Source organism: Paucisalibacillus algeriensis, from assembly GCF_000577245.1.
In the GTDB taxonomy this organism is placed as follows: Bacteria; Bacillota; Bacilli; order Bacillales; family Amphibacillaceae; genus Ornithinibacillus.
In genome coordinates this window covers 365970-382315 of record NZ_CBYO010000014.1, presented here as the reverse complement: position 1 = coordinate 382315, position 16346 = coordinate 365970, and the positions used below count along the sequence as shown (strand labels likewise).

General features: G+C 36.6%; 13 protein-coding genes. 12 read left to right on the top strand and 1 reads right to left on the bottom strand.

What is annotated here, in order from left to right:
* Positions 1–209 precede the first annotated feature (209 nt).
* From polX to uvrC, 10 genes are all read left to right on the top strand, one after another.
* Positions 210–1928, top strand: coding sequence for a DNA polymerase/3'-5' exonuclease PolX (polX, locus tag TY11_RS11515; protein ID WP_042146249.1), 1719 nt, complete (start codon positions 210–212; stop codon positions 1926–1928).
* Positions 1929–1963: 35 nt separating this feature from the next.
* On the top strand, positions 1964–4303 hold the full coding sequence (locus TY11_RS11510; RefSeq protein ID WP_042146247.1) for an endonuclease MutS2: 2340 nt from the start codon (positions 1964–1966) through the stop codon (positions 4301–4303).
* 17 nt (positions 4304–4320) lie between these two features.
* Complete coding sequence (locus TY11_RS11505) at positions 4321–4728, top strand: DUF350 domain-containing protein (protein ID WP_042146245.1); 408 nt, start codon at positions 4321–4323, stop codon at positions 4726–4728.
* Between the two features lie 566 nt (positions 4729–5294).
* A complete protein-coding gene (locus TY11_RS11500; RefSeq protein ID WP_042146243.1) occupies positions 5295–7001 on the top strand; it encodes a long-chain-fatty-acid--CoA ligase in 1707 nt (568 codons plus the stop codon).
* 131 nt (positions 7002–7132) lie between these two features.
* Complete coding sequence (fadR, locus tag TY11_RS11495) at positions 7133–7717, top strand: fatty acid metabolism transcriptional regulator FadR (protein WP_042146241.1); 585 nt, start codon at positions 7133–7135, stop codon at positions 7715–7717.
* A 161-nt stretch (positions 7718–7878) separates the two neighbouring features.
* Entirely contained in the window at positions 7879–8652 is a 774-nt protein-coding gene (locus TY11_RS11490) for an enoyl-CoA hydratase (protein ID WP_042146239.1), read from the top strand.
* 21 nt (positions 8653–8673) lie between these two features.
* Entirely contained in the window at positions 8674–9447 is a 774-nt protein-coding gene (locus TY11_RS11485; RefSeq protein WP_042146236.1) for an electron transfer flavoprotein subunit beta/FixA family protein, read from the top strand.
* 26 nt (positions 9448–9473) lie between these two features.
* Positions 9474–10454, top strand: coding sequence for an electron transfer flavoprotein subunit alpha/FixB family protein (locus TY11_RS11480; RefSeq protein ID WP_042146234.1), 981 nt, complete (start codon positions 9474–9476; stop codon positions 10452–10454).
* Positions 10455–10991: 537 nt separating this feature from the next.
* Entirely contained in the window at positions 10992–11306 is a 315-nt protein-coding gene (trxA, locus tag TY11_RS11475; protein ID WP_042146232.1) for a thioredoxin, read from the top strand.
* Between the two features lie 95 nt (positions 11307–11401).
* Positions 11402–13201, top strand: a complete 1800-nt coding sequence (gene uvrC / locus TY11_RS11470) for an excinuclease ABC subunit UvrC (protein WP_042146230.1) — start codon at positions 11402–11404, stop codon at positions 13199–13201.
* A gap of 34 nt (positions 13202–13235) precedes the next feature.
* Here the strand turns inward: uvrC and TY11_RS11465 are convergent, their stop codons facing one another.
* Positions 13236–13673, bottom strand: a complete 438-nt coding sequence (locus tag TY11_RS11465; RefSeq protein WP_042146228.1) for a YslB family protein — start codon at positions 13671–13673, stop codon at positions 13236–13238.
* A gap of 275 nt (positions 13674–13948) precedes the next feature.
* On the opposite strand from TY11_RS11465, the gene TY11_RS11460 reads away from it, so the two are divergent.
* Together TY11_RS11460 and sdhA are read left to right on the top strand one after the other, a co-directional pair.
* Entirely contained in the window at positions 13949–14566 is a 618-nt protein-coding gene (locus TY11_RS11460) for a succinate dehydrogenase cytochrome b558 subunit (RefSeq protein WP_042146226.1), read from the top strand.
* A 28-nt stretch (positions 14567–14594) separates the two neighbouring features.
* On the top strand, positions 14595–16346 hold the full coding sequence (gene sdhA / locus TY11_RS11455; RefSeq protein ID WP_042146224.1) for a succinate dehydrogenase flavoprotein subunit: 1752 nt from the start codon (positions 14595–14597) through the stop codon (positions 16344–16346).

The following is a 16346-nucleotide window of genomic DNA, read 5'->3' as shown; positions in this document are numbered from 1 at the left end:
CCTTGTTTTATGGATTAGGCTTTTTCGAATAGTTGTTGTAAAACTGGGGTATACACTTGGGGTTACTCCCGAGTAAAGGGGAGAAAAATATACTTGTGTGGAAAATATCGCAGTATCTATCTTGACGAGTATGTAGAAGGGGTATTTAGGGTTTTCTACGATTGCCTCGATTGCTCTAAGAAGAAATATCATTTAAGCAGGTGATGGAAATGGCTATTAATAAGAAAGATGTTATTAAATTACTAGAAACCATTGCAGTATACTTAGAATTGAAAGGAGAAAATTCCTTTAAAATTTCAGCCTTTAGAAGAGCAGCTCAAAGCTTAGAACGTGACGAGCGTTCTTTAACCGATATAGAGGATTTTACGGAAATAAAAGGCATTGGTAAGGGTACGAGTACTGTTATTGTAGAATATTTACAACTAGGAAAATCTAAAACATTAGAAGAACTACAGGAAGAAGTGCCAGAAGGACTCATACCACTATTAAATGTTCCTGGTTTAGGTGGAAAAAAACTTGCAAAGTTGTACCAGGAATTAGGTGTAAATGATGCAGATAGCCTTAAGAAAGCAATAGAATCCGGTAAAGTAGAGAGCTTGCCAGGGTTTGGTAAAAAATCTGCGGAGAAGATTTTAGCGGCACTAAATGAAGTTGGCAAAAGGCCTGATAGATTGCCTATTGCTTATATGTTACCTATTGCAGAGAGAATAGAAGATTACTTAAGTGGTATTTCATCTATTAGACAGTTCTCGAGAGCAGGTTCACTTAGAAGAATGAGGGAAACCATCAAGGATTTAGATTTTATCATTTCGACAGATAACTCAAGTGAAGTAAGGGAAGAATTATTGCAGATCCCTAGTATCAAAGAGGTAATAGCAAAAGGGGATACAAAGGTCTCTGTAACCCTTGATGATGTGTATGATGTGAATGTTGATTTCAGATTGGTAACCGAAAATGAGTTTGTTACCACATTACACCATTTTACCGGATCGAAGGACCATAATGTTGCTATGCGTCAGTTAGCAAAATCTCGTGGTGAAAAGATTAATGAGTATGGTATTGAAGTAGAGAAGACAAATGAAATTTTGACCTTTTCTTCTGAGAGAGATTTCTTTAACCATTTTGGTTTAGAATTCATTCCTCCTGAGGTTAGGGAAGATACTGGAGAGGTTGATGCTTTTAAGGAACCAGTGAAATTAGTGGAATTAAGCGATATTCTTGGTGATATCCACATGCACACCACTTGGAGTGATGGTGCACAAACATTGGAGGAAATGGTCAATCAAGCTAGAGGAATAGGTTATGAATATATTGCAATTACAGATCACTCGAAAAACTTACGTGTTGCGAATGGTTTAGATGAAACTCGTTTAAGGAATCAACGTGAAGAAATCATGAAATTGAATGAAAAATACTCCGACATTCATATTTTTGCAGGAGTAGAAATGGATATCTTATCGGATGGCACATTGGATTTCACCGATGAATTTTTACGTGAAATGGATTATGTAATAGCAGCCATTCATTCAAGCTTTAGTCAAACAGAAGAACAAATTATGAAAAGGTTATATGCAGCCTTAGAAAACCCTTATGTATCATTAATTGCGCACCCAAGTGGAAGATTGATTGGTAGAAGAGCAGGCTATAAGGTTAATATGGAAAAGTTAATCGAACGTGCAAGTCAAACAAATACTGCGCTTGAGATTAACGCAAACCCAAACAGATTAGATATAACTGCAGATTGGGCTAGAGCTGCTCAAGAAGCTGGAGTAAAAATAGCCATTAACACCGATGCCCATAGTTATCAAATGCTTGAGCATATGAAATATGGGGTAGGCGTTGCTAGAAAAGGTTGGTTGCAAAAAGATACCGTGTTAAATACTTGGAAAAAAGAGAAACTTATCCAGTATTTCAATCGTAATAAGTGATAGGTCGTATAGACATCATGTAAAGGAGCAAGACAATGAATGAACGTATCTTACGAGTACTAGATTTTCAAAAGATAATAGATCGATTAATGAATCGCGCTCAAACTAGTTTAGGAAAAGATTTAGCGGCAAACATAAAGCCTTCTACTGAATTAGACGAAGTAAATCAATTACAAAAGGAAACAGATGAGGCAGCTCAAGTTGTTAGGTTAAATGTACCTGTACCGCTTGGTGGGATATTTGATATTCGAGCTAGTCTGAAACGCAGTGTGATTGGTGGCATACTTAGCACTTCGGAATGCCTAGATGTAGCAAATACTATTTACGGCGGGCGTCAAGTAAAGGATTTTATTGATGGATTAGAAGAGGAACTTCCTATCCTAAAAGAGTTAGTCGGAGGGATAGAGCCTCTTCGAAATCTTGAACTACAAATCAAGAGTTGTATTGATGACCATGGACATATAATGGATAGTGCAACTGAAAAACTTAGAGGAATTCGGTCTTCTATAAGGACACACGAAAGTAGAGTTCGTGAAAAGCTTGAAAGTTATACTAGAACAAAAAGTAGCATGTTATCTGATGCAATTATTACCATTCGAAATGACAGATATGTATTACCAGTTAAGCATGAATATCGCGGAGCATTTGGTGGTATCGTCCACGACCAATCAGCATCAGGTCAAACTTTGTTTATGGAACCAAAAGCAGTAGTTGACTTAAATAATCAGTTACAGGAATTATATGCCAGAGAGAAGCAAGAAATTGAACGTATCTTAAGGGAATTAAGTCAAAGCATTGCAGTTGAAGAAAGCTTTTTATCAGAAAATGTTCGTATTCTGGCTCAAGTAGATTACATGTTTGCCAGAGCTAACTTAGGTCGAGAAATGAAAGCAAGCCGACCTACGATGAATGACCAAGGTTATATTAGGATGCAACAAGCTAGGCATCCACTAATTGATATAGAGGATGTAGTTGCCAATGATATTGAAATCGGAAAAGCATATACTTCAATTGTAATTACAGGCCCTAATACAGGTGGGAAGACCGTTACAATAAAAATGGTTGGGTTATGTACCTTAATGGCACAATCTGGTTTGCAAGTTCCTGCACTTGATGGGTGTGAAATGGCTGTCTTTGAGCATGTCTTTGCAGATATTGGTGATGAACAATCGATCGAGCAAAACCTTAGTACGTTTTCTTCGCATATGACCAATATAGTAGATATTTTAAAGCATGTAGATGATCGTACACTAGTGCTCTTTGATGAACTTGGTGCAGGAACAGACCCACAGGAAGGTGCTGCACTAGCTATGTCAATCCTGGATGAGGTTGTTTCTAGAAATGCAAGAGTAATTGCCACGACTCACTATCCAGAGTTAAAAGCCTATGGATATAATCGTAAGCATGTTATTAACGCTTCAATGGAGTTTGATGTACAAACATTACAACCAACATATCGGTTGTTAATTGGTGTTCCTGGAAGAAGTAATGCCTTTGAGATTTCTAAAAGGCTCGGATTAGACGAATCAATTATTGAAAGTGCGAAGAGTCATATTGGGGTAGATTCCAAGAATGTTGAAAATATGATTGCGTCACTAGAAAAGTCTAAAATCCAAGCTGAGAAGGAATATGAGGAGGCACACAACATTCTACTCGAAAGTGAAAAGTTACGAAGCCAAATTGAAGACGAATGGAGTCAATTTGAACGTAAAAGAGAAGGATTATATAAAAAAGCAGAAGAAAAAGCTGAAAAAGCTTTAATGAAAGCTCGGGAAGAAGCGGAAATAATTGTTAGTGAAATTCGAAAAATGAAATCCGATGCAAAGTTAAAGGAACATGAATGGATTGAAGCAAAGAAAATGCTAGAAGAGGCTCAACCACAATTATCAACAAAACAGAATAAGCAGAAGGAAACAAATACTTCAAAGGAAACCCTAAGCCCAGGAGACGAAATAAAGCTATTAACAATTAATCAAAATGGCACAGTGCTTGAAAAGGTAAATGATAAAGAATATTTAGTGCAGGTGGGTATTATGAAGATTAAGGTAAAAAGAAGTGAACTTCAATTAGTTGGAAAACCGAAGCAAACTTTTCAGAAGCCGTTGACAACTGTTAAAGGTTCGAATTATCATGTACCACTAGAATTAGACTTGCGTGGGGAACGTTTTGAGGATGCATTGTTGAAGTTAGAAAAGTACGTAGATGATGCAACATTGGCGGGTTATCCAAAAGTCTTTATTATTCATGGGAAAGGAACCGGAGCACTTCGCAAAGGCGTTCAGGATTTTGTGAAAAAACATCCAAGTATTGCATCTTCAAGACCAGGCGCTGCTGGTGAGGGTGGAAGTGGCGTAACGGTAGTTGAATTTAGGTAATTAAAGGGGATGTTGAAATGGAAAGCTTTTGGGAAAATGTGTTAGTTGACACTGCGGCAAGCTATAGTGTTGTTATCCTTTGTACAGTTGTATTCCTAGCAGTCTTTGAACTTGTAACAAAATACAAAAACTGGGTCGAGATTAAAAAGGGAAATATGGCTGTCGCTATGGCTACTGGTGGAAAGATTTTTGGTATATCCAATATATTTCGTTATTCAATTGAACATAACGATACATTAATAACAAGTATCGCTTGGGGAACAGTTGGTTTTATTTTACTTTTACTTGGCTATTTTATTTTTGAGTTTTTAACGCCTTCGATTAGAATTGATGAGGAAATTGGAAAAGGAAATAAAGCCGTTGGTCTTATTTCAATGATTATTTCCATTGGGTTATCATATGTGATTGGTGCAAGTATAATTTAGCATAAGGGAGATTTATATGTTAGAGACATTAGCAAAGATTTGTATTGGAGTTGCGCTTTTATTTGTAATAGTAGGTGTATTATATCTCGTATTTGATTTTGATTTTAGTATTTTTTAAGTTATTAGGGACCTGTACTGGCCAAGTCCACGGCTCGAATACACTCGTTATTACTCTCAGACAGGGGCGACATCTGCTTGAAAGTACCTCGCAATGTCTTCTTTACCGTAGGTGGCCGGTGAACTTCCTTAGAGCTGAAGCTCTTCCGAGGTCTCACCAATTAATTTTCTCCACAGGACAGATATTTTCGATGGGAAAAGTAATTGCAGTTCCAGTCCCAAGGAATGCTTCGGTAGCGATACATCGCACGCAGAAAAAATGTTCTTCTTTTTGAAGGACTCTCCGTGTATTCGGGCAACTATATCCTTAAAGAATTTCTAGCACACACTCCAAAATTACCCAATAAACGTAAAAATAAAAAAATATCAAGAAAAAATAAAATAAGATTTCAAAAAATACTAATTAGTCGCTATAATGGAAATAAGTACATAAAAAAGGAGGTTTAGTTATGGGGGAAGAAAAAAGATGGCATCAACATTATCCAAAGGAAATACCGACTACGCTTTCGTATGATGATAAACCTCTCCATATGTTTTTAGAGGAAGCTGCTTCTGTTTACAAAGAAAAGAAAGCGCTTTATTTTATGGGGAAGGAATTATCCTATGCAGAAGTCAATATTCAGGCAATGAAATTTGCAAATTACCTTCAAAGCTTAGGGATTCAAAAAGGCGACCGTGTAGCTATAATGCTACCAAACACACCACAATCGGTTATTGGCTATTATGGTGCTTTAATGGCAGGGGCAATTGTGGTTCAGACCAATCCTTTGTACACGGAGAGAGAACTTGAGTATCAATTGAATGATTCTGGTTCGAAAGTGATTGTGTGTCTGGACATCTTAGTTCCGAGAGTGAGTAACGTGAAAAAGAATACTCCTTTAGAGCATATGATTGTTACTGGAATTAAAGATTATCTACCATTTCCAAAGAACTTAATCTATCCATTTATTCAAAAGAAGCAGTATAACATGGTAGTTAAAGTTGAGGAATCAGCTGATACTCATGTCTGGAAGAGTGTAATGGATAAAGCAGAAGCAAGTTATCAGAAAGTAAAGGTTGATCCAATAGAAGATACAGCTTTACTTCAGTATACTGGTGGAACAACTGGTTTTCCAAAAGGGGTTATATTGACACACCGTAACCTTGTTGCTAACGCGCAAATGTGTGATGCCTGGATTTACAAAACCAGAAAAGGGGAAGAAACTGTCTTAGGTGTATTACCATTTTTCCATGTTTATGGTATGACTGCTGTTATGAATCTATCTATCTTAAATGGTTCTAAAATGGTTCTTCTACCAAAATTTGATGCTGGTGATGTGTTGAAAACGATTCATAAACTTAAGCCAACATTATTTCCGGGGGCCCCTACAATCTATATTGGTTTACTCAATCACCCAGAACTTAAGAAATATGACTTATCTTCCATTGAGGCTTGTATTAGTGGTTCTGCACCTCTTCCTGTTGACGTTCAAGATAAATTCGAAGAGGTCACTGGAGGAAAGCTTGTTGAAGGATATGGATTAACCGAATCTTCTCCAGTTACTCATGCTAATTTGATATATGGCAATCGAATTAGTGGTAGTATTGGACTTCCATGGCCAGATACAGATGCTAAGATTTTAAATATGGAAACATATGAAGAAGTCGAAGTTGGCGAGGTTGGGGAATTGGCAGTTAAAGGGCCGCAAATAATGAAAGGCTACTGGAATAAGCCCGAAGATACAGATAATACATTAAAAGAAGGATGGTTATTAACCGGTGATTTAGGATATATGGATGATAATGGCTATTTTTATATTGTTGACCGCAAGAAAGATATGATAATTGCCGGTGGATACAATATCTATCCTCGTGAAGTAGAGGAAGTTCTTTATGAGCACGAAGCCATTTTAGAAGCAGTTGTTGCGGGAATACCTGATCCATACCGTGGCGAAACTGTCAAAGCGTATGTTGTCTTGAAAGAGGGATATGCTGTTACAGAGGATGAGTTAAACAAACATTGTAGAGAAAATTTAGCAGCTTACAAAGTTCCAAGAATATATGATTTTCGTGATGAGCTTCCTAAGACTGCTGTAGGTAAAATTCTCAGAAGACAACTTGTGGATGAAGAAAAAAGAAAAGAAGAAAAAGAAGAAGTTAGTAATTCCCTGAGCTAATTGCTCAAGTTTTTTTTCTAAAAAGTGTACAAGCATTATATTGACAGAAGATTATTTGACCTTTACAATAAATTATGAATGATGATTCATTCATTCGTCTATTTTGCTTGTACGCTTGAAGGAGAAAAGTAATGAAGAATAACAAACCGAAATACAAGTTAATTATTGAAGCAGCTGTCGATGTAATTGCAGAGAATGGCTATCATGCATCACAAGTTTCGAAAATAGCTAAAAAAGCAGGGGTAGCTGACGGTACTATTTACTTATATTTTAAGAACAAAGAAGATATATTGATTTCTGTTTTTAAGGAAAAAATGGGACAATTTATAGAACAAATTGCTGCTGCAACTAGTGGTAAAGAAAATGCAAGTGAAAAATTACTGACGTTGGTTCAAATGCATTTTGGTCAATTAGCAGCAAACCACCATTTAGCAATAGTAACACAGTTGGAGTTAAGACAATCTAATATTACCTTACGGCAGGAAATAAACCGTATCTTAAAACCATATTTAGTTGTTATTGATGGCATTGTTAAAGAGGGAATGGATGAGAATTTGTTTAGACGCGATATTAATGTACCGCTAATAAGACAAATGATTTTCGGTACTCTCGATGAAACGGTAACCAACTGGGTAATGAACGAGGAGAAATATGATTTAGTAGCCCTTGCTCCTTCTGTTCATCAATTAATTACGAGAGGCATTATAGTCAATTAAGTTACATACCTTTTTTACGGAGATTTAATTGACTTATTTAAATAGATGTAACCTATAAATGTTTTAATATACCCGGGTACACAATAATTTTATCTTAAACCACTTTTTAGTGTATTCGGGTAAAGAATATCAGTATTATAAGAGAGAAGGGGTGTGAAGCTTTGGGAACGATAAATTATGAACTACAAGGGCATGTGGCGACATTAACCATTCAAAGTCCACCTGCCAATGCTTTATCTAGCAAACTATTGAATGCGCTTTCCGAAAAGCTGGATTTAATTGAGAAAGAAGATAAAGTCAAAGCGATTATTCTAAAAGGAGAAGGAAGATTCTTCTCGGCAGGAGCTGATATTAAGGAATTTACCTCCTTACAAAAAGCTTCTGATTATCGGGAGCTCTCTAAATATGGTCAAAGACTCTTTGACCGAATTGAAAACTTTTCTATACCGGTAATTGCAGTCATTCATGGGGCATCTTTAGGTGGAGGTTTGGAACTAGCTATGGCATGTCATATTCGAATAGCTGCAGATAATGCAAAACTTGGACTTCCTGAGTTAACACTTGGGATTATACCGGGATTTGCAGGGACACAACGCTTACCACAATATGTGGGTACAGCAAAAGCTTATGAAATGATATTATCCGGTGAACTGATAACAGCAAAAGAGGCTCATCAGTATGGATTAGTTAATCAGGTAGTTAGCGAAGAGGAAGTATTTGAAGTAGCAGCTAACTTAGCAGTAAAAATTGCATCTAAGAGTAAGCTTTCTATCCATCGAATTATGAAATTAATACCATATGCAAAGGCTGATAATTTTGCACTAGGTGCAGAAGCAGAAGCAAATGCATTTGGAGAAATCTTTGGTTCTGAGGATGCAAAAGAAGGGGTTCAAGCTTTCATTGAAAAACGAAAGCCTAAATTTATAGATAAATAGATAACCTGAGGAGGAAATCATATGAACATTTTTGTTTTATTAAAGAAGACATTCGATACGGAAGAAAAGATTGTTGTGTCAAATGGACGTATTGAAGATGATGGTGCTGAATTCATCATTAATCCTTATGATGAATATGCAGTTGAGGAGGCAATTAAACAGCGGGACGAACACGGTGGGGAAGTAACCGTTATTACAATTGGTGATGAAGATTCTGAAAAACAACTTCGTACAGCACTTGCGATGGGTGCTGATAAAGCAGTTCTTATTAATACAGAGGATGACCTTGACGAAGGTGATCAGTTTACAACAACTAAAATTTTGGAAGCGTTTTTTGAAGATAAGGATGTTGACTTAATTCTGGCAGGTAATGTTGCTATTGACGAAGCAAGCGGGCAAGTGGGTCCAAGACTTGCTGAACGTTTAGGATTCAATTATGTCACCACCATTACTAGCTTAGAAATTGATGGAAATACAGCAAAAATTGATAAGGATGTTGAGGGAGATGTAGAAAAAATCGAAACATCTCTACCACTACTAGTTACATGTCAACAAGGTTTAAATGAACCAAGATACCCTTCCTTACCTGGTATCATGAAAGCGAAAAAGAAGCCTTTAGAAGAGCTAGAAATCGATGATTTAGAACTTGATGAAGATGAACTAGAACCAAAAACGAAGACAGTTGATATTTTCTTACCACCAGAAAAAGAGGCAGGTAGAGTGTTAGAAGGAGAAGTCGATGCACAGGTGAAAGAACTGGTTACGCTGCTTAGAAACGAAGCGAAAGTACTTTAATTGGATGACGGAAAGGAGAAATTATGATGAGTGAAAAAATATTGGTTATTGGTGAATCAAGAGATGGTGTTCTACGTAATGTGACTTTTGAAGCAATCGGTGCAGCGAAAAAAATAAATTCTAGTGCTGAAATTGTTGGTGTTCTTTGTGGTAATGATAATTTAAACAGTCAAGCAAAAGAAATGATATATTATGGAGCAGATAGGGTTGTTACTGTAACGAATGAAAAGTTAGCAACTTATACTTCTGATGGTTATGGGCAAGCAGTATTAGCTGTAATGGAAGAAGAAAGTCCTGACGCAATTGTCATGGGACACACAGCAGTAGGTAAAGATCTAACGCCAAAGCTTGCTAGTAAATTAGAATCTGGTTTGATTTCAGATGCTGTCGACATTAATTTAGTGGGTGACCAGGTTGTATTTACAAGACCAATATATTCAGGTAAGGCATTTGAAAATAAAATCATAACAGAAGGGCTTGTATTTGCAACAATTCGTCCAAACAATATCAAAGCATTAGATCGTGACGATTCTCGTTCTGGTGAAGTTCAGGAAAAGTCTGTGGATATATCTGATTTACGTACTGTTATTAAGGAAGTATTACGTAAAGCGTCAGAGGGTGTTGATCTATCAGAGGCAAAGGTTGTTGTAGCTGGTGGGCGAGGTGTTAAAAGTGCAGATGGATTTAAACCTTTATATGAATTAGCTGATGTTTTAGGTGGTGCAGTTGGTGCTTCTCGTGGGGCATGTGATGCAGATTACTGTGACTACTCCCTACAGATTGGTCAGACAGGTAAAGTAGTTACACCAGACTTATATATTGCAGTAGGTATTTCAGGAGCAATACAGCACCTAGCAGGGATGTCAAATTCAAAAGTTATTGTAGCAATCAACAAAGATCCAGAAGCGAATATCTTTAATGTTGCAGACTATGGAATTGTAGGAGACCTTTTTGAAGTTATTCCTATACTTATTGAGGAAATTAAAAGTCTTAAAGTTAACGCGTAGTTTTTTCTTTTAAAAGTATTTTATTAATTATTATTCTGTTGGAAGAAAGGCAAATTAATAACTGCTCGTAGCTGCCCGTATACACGTAAACTCCTATGGGAGGATAGGCAATAGGTAAGACCTCAGAAGAGCGTTAGCTCTGTGGAGGGCTCACCTGCTACCCATGGAAAGCGGAGTGTATACGGGCTTCGGTCTTGGATAAATAACAAAAACCAAATCAATCATTTGACTCGGTCTTTTTCAGAGGCTGTTTTCTATAAGAATGTTGTCTCTAAAACAATAGATAGAAATTGTGCGGTAACTTGTAACGCACAAAGTTTTCGGTCAATGGTCCCCTGATTTGGGCAAACCAAAATTTTCAAGCTACCACACACTTTCCATCAATACAGAAGATTAAAAGCAGCAAACTATACGAAAAAAGCCTTTCCATTTGGATATTGTTTGGATAAGAATTTCTAGAATAAGCAAACTGTTAGTAAGGATTATATAATAATGGTATACTCATTTTGAAATGATGTATGAAGAGGAGGAAATAAAGTGGCAATTAAAAATGTAACCGATCAAAACTTTGCAGATGAAACTGGCAAAGGTCTGGTTTTAGCTGACTTTTGGGCACCTTGGTGTGGACCTTGTAAAATGATTGCGCCAGTACTAGAAGAAGTAGATGGCGAAATGTCTGATAAAGTACAAATCGTTAAGTTAGATGTGGATGAAAATCAAGAAACTGCAAGTAAATATGGTGTGATGAGTATCCCAACATTACTACTATTCAAAGATGGTAATGTGGTGGACCAAGTAATTGGTTTCCAACCTAAAGAAGCACTTGTTGAACTAATCAATAAGCACGCTTAATCTAATATATAGTTTTACATGAACAATCCCTTGTTGCATATTGTGACAGGGGATTATTTTCTAGAAAGCACTTTATTTGTTAAGGAATGACGAGAATGAACCAGAAAATTCAAGAAAAATTAGCTGTATTACCTGCTAAACCAGGTTGCTATCTCATGAAGGATAAGCATAATACAATCATATATGTTGGTAAATCAAAATTACTAAAAAATAGAGTTCGTTCATACTTTACAGGTGCACATGACCAAAAAACACAAAGGTTAGTTCAGGAGATTGAGGACTTTGAATATATTATAACTTCCTCTGAGATAGAAGCACTTATTCTAGAAATGAATTTAATTAAAAAGTATGACCCGAAATATAATGTCATGTTAAAGGATGATAAGTCCTATCCTTATTTAAAAATAACCTCAGAACGACATCCTAGATTACTCATCACCCGTAAAGTAAAAAAAGATAAAGGTAAATATTTTGGTCCCTATCCGAATGTTATTGCAGCTAGGGAAACAAAGAAGTTACTGGACCGGCTTTATCCCTTGCGTAAATGTAATAATCCCTCGGGAAAGCCCTGTCTGTATTATCATTTGAACCAATGTTTAGCATGTAGTGATAAACCACCTTCTGAGGATTTTTATAAAGATATCATTCATAATATTACATCATTTTTGCAGGGTGGATTTAAGGAAATAAAGAAAAATCTAATTCAAAAAATGCAAGAGGCTAGTGAGCAATTAAACTTTGAACGGGCTAAAGAGCTTCGTGATCAAATTCAACATATTGAAGTTGTGATGGAGCAGCAAAAAATGACGTTAAATGATAGAGTGGATCGAGATGTATTTGGTTACAGCTTTGATAAGGGGTGGATGTGTATCCAAGTATTCTTTATACGGCAGGGGAAACTTATTGAACGAGATGTTTCTGTATTTCCATTCTTTGATGAACCAGAGGAAACATTTATTAGCTTTATCGGCCGATTCTACTTACATGAAAATCATCCTAAGCCAAAGCAAATTTTCGTTCCAATTGGTATTGAAACTGAACTGTTACAAGAATTACTAGAAGTTGACGTTCACACTCCATACCGTGGTAAGAAAAAAGAATTAGTAGAACTTGCAATGGAAAACGCAAAGGCTTCTTTACTAGAAAAGTTTTCTATTATTGAACGGGATGAGGAGCGAACCATTCTTGCGGTTGATAAACTTGGCAGTGCATTAAATATTGAAATTCCTCATCGAATTGAGGCTTTTGACAATTCTAATATTCAAGGGACAGACCCCGTTTCAGCAATGGTAGTTTTTGTGGATGGTAAGCCAAGTAAGAAAGATTATCGAAAATACAAAATTAAGGATGTCAAGGGACCGGATGATTACGAAACGATGAGGGAAGTAATTAGAAGAAGATATACTCGTGTTCTAAAGGATTCTCTTCCATTACCAGATTTGATTCTTGTAGATGGCGGTAAAGGGCAAATGAGCGCTGCATTGGATGTGTTAGAGAATGAGTTAGGCCTGGATATTCCATTATGTGGACTAGCGAAAGATGATAAACATAGAACTAGTGAATTATTGTACGGTGATCCGCCAAGTGTTGTTCCGCTTTCAAGGCAATCACAAGAGTTTTATTTAATTCAACGGATACAAGATGAGGTACACCGCTTTGCCATTACATTCCATAGACAACTTCGTGGAAAGAACTTATTCCAATCCGAATTAGACAAAATTCCTGGTGTCGGTGAAAAAAGAAGAAAATTATTATTGTCTCACTTTAAATCAGTAAAAGAGATTCGAAATGCTTCCATACAGGATATCGCCAAATTAGGTATTCCACAAAATATTGCTATGATTGTTCTAAATCATTTAAATGAACCAAAAGAGAAAAAGGATGCTGAAGACTAATCCCATACTAAGGGAGTTTGTCTCAGCATCCTTTTTATTCTACAAAGATGATTGTGAATTCAACCTGATGTATTTTTTTTCTTACTTCTTCAATACACTCACATTCTGCACCTTTTAGCATAGAAATAGCCTCAGCTAGAAATCCAGCTTCCAGTCGGAATTCTACATCTACAGGCATTGCTAAACGCTGCACAACTGCGTCGGAAAGTAGATGGAATTCAAGTTGATTACTTTTTTCTTTAAATAATTCCAATCGTCCCCAACCAATTTTTTCAAAAAAGTAAATAATATCACTCAAGGCGTTAATTTCAAATTTTCTTGCTAAGCTTCTCCCCATGAAGTAAAGTAATGCTTCAGATTCAGACCCGAATATATCTGGCAAACTAACATATCGTAATAAATCATATCCAGCCCCAGATGATTGAATCTGATCCAGTAATTCAATTGGAAGCGTCTCTTTGTTTGTTTTCATCGTTAGATTCCTTCCTGTATGTAAAATTCACATAATAACATTATAAGTCTAATAATATTATCCATGCATTTTAATTTAAACGCAAGGTTATTGAGTACTATAATCAGGATATTTCGTTAACTAAAAATGAATACCTTTTCTTGACGCTAATTGGAGATAGTCGTACAATAAACATGTTGCAAAATCTACATTTTAGACAAAAATAATCTTTTCTTTTTGTACGAAATGTCAGACTAATTATTAAAAATCATCAGAAGAACTAAGGGGGGTATCACATGGCGGAACATAGGGAGTATTTTTATAGGAGATTACACTCGTTACTCGGGGTAGTTCCTATCGGGCTTTTCATGGTTCAACACTTGGTCATTAACCACTTTGCAGTATATGGAGAGGAAAGCTTTAATAAAGCAGCTAACTTCATGCATAATCTTCCTTTCGTACTTGCATTGGAAATCTTTATTATTTATTTACCCATTTTATTCCATGCGATTTTAGGGGTTTATATTGTATTTGTTGCAAAAAACAATGTAAGAAGATATGGATTTGTCCGTAACTGGTTATTTTTCTTACAACGCATAACTGGAATTATTACGTTAGTATTTATTGCATGGCATGTGTTTGAAACTCGTGTACAAGTAGCTCTTGGTGCGAGCTTGGATTACAGTCTTATGGAAGGGATTTTAACAAACCCAATCATGTTTTGGTTTTATGTTATTGGTGTTCTTTCTGCTGTATTCCATTTCTCTAACGGCCTTTGGGGATTCTTGGTTTCTTGGGGAATTGCACAATCACCAAGATCACAGAAGATTGTTACATATGCTACTATACTAGTATTTTTAGTAGTAAGCTATATCGGTATTAGAACTTTAATTACATTCGCTTATGGAGTTTAAGTAAAGAGAGAAGGAGTGAGGTTTCATAATGAGTAACCGTAAAATCGCTGTTGTTGGCGGAGGCTTAGCTGGTCTAATGGCAACAATCAAGGCTGCTGAAGCTGGTGTAAGCGTTGACTTATTTTCAATAGTTCCAGTTAAACGTTCTCACTCTGTATGTGCCCAAGGTGGTATTAATGGTGCAGTAAATACAAAAGGGGAAGGGGACTCTCCATGGATTCACTTTGATGATACCGTTTACGGAGGGGACTTCTTAGCTAACCAACCACCGGTAAAAGCAATGTGTGAAGCGGCACCGGGAATTATTAATATGTTAGACCGTATGGGTGTTATGTTTAATCGTACCCCTGAAGGTCTACTGGACTTCCGTCGTTTTGGTGGTACACAACACCACCGCACAGCATTTGCTGGGGCAACAACAGGTCAACAATTATTATATGCATTAGATGAACAAGTTCGTCGTTATGAAGTAGAAGGTTTAGTAACTAAATATGAAGGATGGGAATTCCTTGGAGCAGTACTAGATGATGAAGGTGTCGGACGTGGAATCGTTGCACAAGACATGAAGACTCATGAGATTAAATCATTCCCATCAGATGCAACAATCATGGCAACAGGTGGCCCAGGAATTATCTTTGGTAAGTCTACAAACTCCATGATTAATACTGGTTCTGCGGCATCTATTTTATATCAACAAGGTGCGAAGTATGCTAATGGTGAATTTATTCAAATCCACCCTACAGCAATTCCTGGTGATGACAAGCTTCGTCTTATGAGTGAATCTGCTCGTGGTGAAGGTGGACGTGTTTGGACTTATAAAGATGGAGAACCATGGTATTTCCTTGAGGAAAAATACCCTGCATATGGAAACCTGGTACCTAGGGATATTGCAACTCGTGAAATCTTTGATGTCTGCGTTAATCAAAAATTAGGTATTAATGGCGAGAACATGGTTTATCTAGACCTTTCTCACAAAGATCCGAAAGAACTTGATGTTAAACTTGGTGGTATCATTGAAATCTATGAAAAATTCGTAGGCGAAGATCCGCGTAAAGTCCCGATGAAAATTTTCCCTGCTGTTCACTATTCTATGGGTGGACTCTGGGTTGATTATAATCAAATGACAAGTATTCCTGGAATTTTTGCTGCTGGAGAATGTGATTATTCTCAGCACGGTGGCAACCGCTTAGGTGCTAACTCATTACTATCTGCAATTTATGGTGGTATGGTTGCAGGACCTAAAGCAATAGAATATACAGAAGGCTTAGATAAGCATGTTGAAGATTTAGATTCTAGTCTATTTGAAAATCGTGTTAAAGAAGAAGAAGAAAAATTCGAAGCACTTATGAATATGAGTGGAGAAGAAAATGCTTATCAAATTCACCATGAGCTTGGTGAATGGATGACAGATAATGTTACTGTTGTTCGTGAAAATGCGAAACTACTAAAAACAGATGAAAAGATTCAAGAATTACTGGAACGCTTTGAAAATATTAATATCAACGATACTTCTCGCTGGAATAACCAAGGTGTTATGTTTACTCGTCAGCTTAAAAACATGTTACATCTAGCTCGAGTTATTACAATTGGTGCCTACAATCGTAATGAGAGCCGTGGGGCACACTATAAGCCAGAATTCCCAGAACGGAATGATGAGGAATGGTTAAAGACAACAATTGCAGAATTTGATGCAAATGCGAATACACCAGTATTCTCTTATGAAGATGTTGATGTATCCTTAATTCCGCCACGTAAACGTGATTACACGACAAAACACTAG

Bases quoted from the DNA above. Each gene is read 5' to 3' on its own strand.
- polX (WP_042146249.1), top strand. From the start codon at position 210: ATGGCTATTAATAAGAAAGATGTTATTAAATTACTAGAAACCATTGCA.
- TY11_RS11510 (WP_042146247.1), top strand. From the start codon at position 1,964: ATGAATGAACGTATCTTACGAGTACTAGATTTTCAAAAGATAATAGAT.
- TY11_RS11505 (WP_042146245.1), top strand. From the start codon at position 4,321: ATGGAAAGCTTTTGGGAAAATGTGTTAGTTGACACTGCGGCAAGCTAT.
- TY11_RS11500 (WP_042146243.1), top strand. From the start codon at position 5,295: ATGGGGGAAGAAAAAAGATGGCATCAACATTATCCAAAGGAAATACCG.
- fadR (WP_042146241.1), top strand. From the start codon at position 7,133: ATGAAGAATAACAAACCGAAATACAAGTTAATTATTGAAGCAGCTGTC.
- TY11_RS11485 (WP_042146236.1), top strand. From the start codon at position 8,674: ATGAACATTTTTGTTTTATTAAAGAAGACATTCGATACGGAAGAAAAG.
- TY11_RS11480 (WP_042146234.1), top strand. From the start codon at position 9,474: ATGAGTGAAAAAATATTGGTTATTGGTGAATCAAGAGATGGTGTTCTA.
- uvrC (WP_042146230.1), top strand. From the start codon at position 11,402: ATGAACCAGAAAATTCAAGAAAAATTAGCTGTATTACCTGCTAAACCA.
- TY11_RS11465 (WP_042146228.1), bottom strand. From the start codon at position 13,673: ATGAAAACAAACAAAGAGACGCTTCCAATTGAATTACTGGATCAGATT.
- TY11_RS11460 (WP_042146226.1), top strand. From the start codon at position 13,949: ATGGCGGAACATAGGGAGTATTTTTATAGGAGATTACACTCGTTACTC.
- sdhA (WP_042146224.1), top strand. From the start codon at position 14,595: ATGAGTAACCGTAAAATCGCTGTTGTTGGCGGAGGCTTAGCTGGTCTA.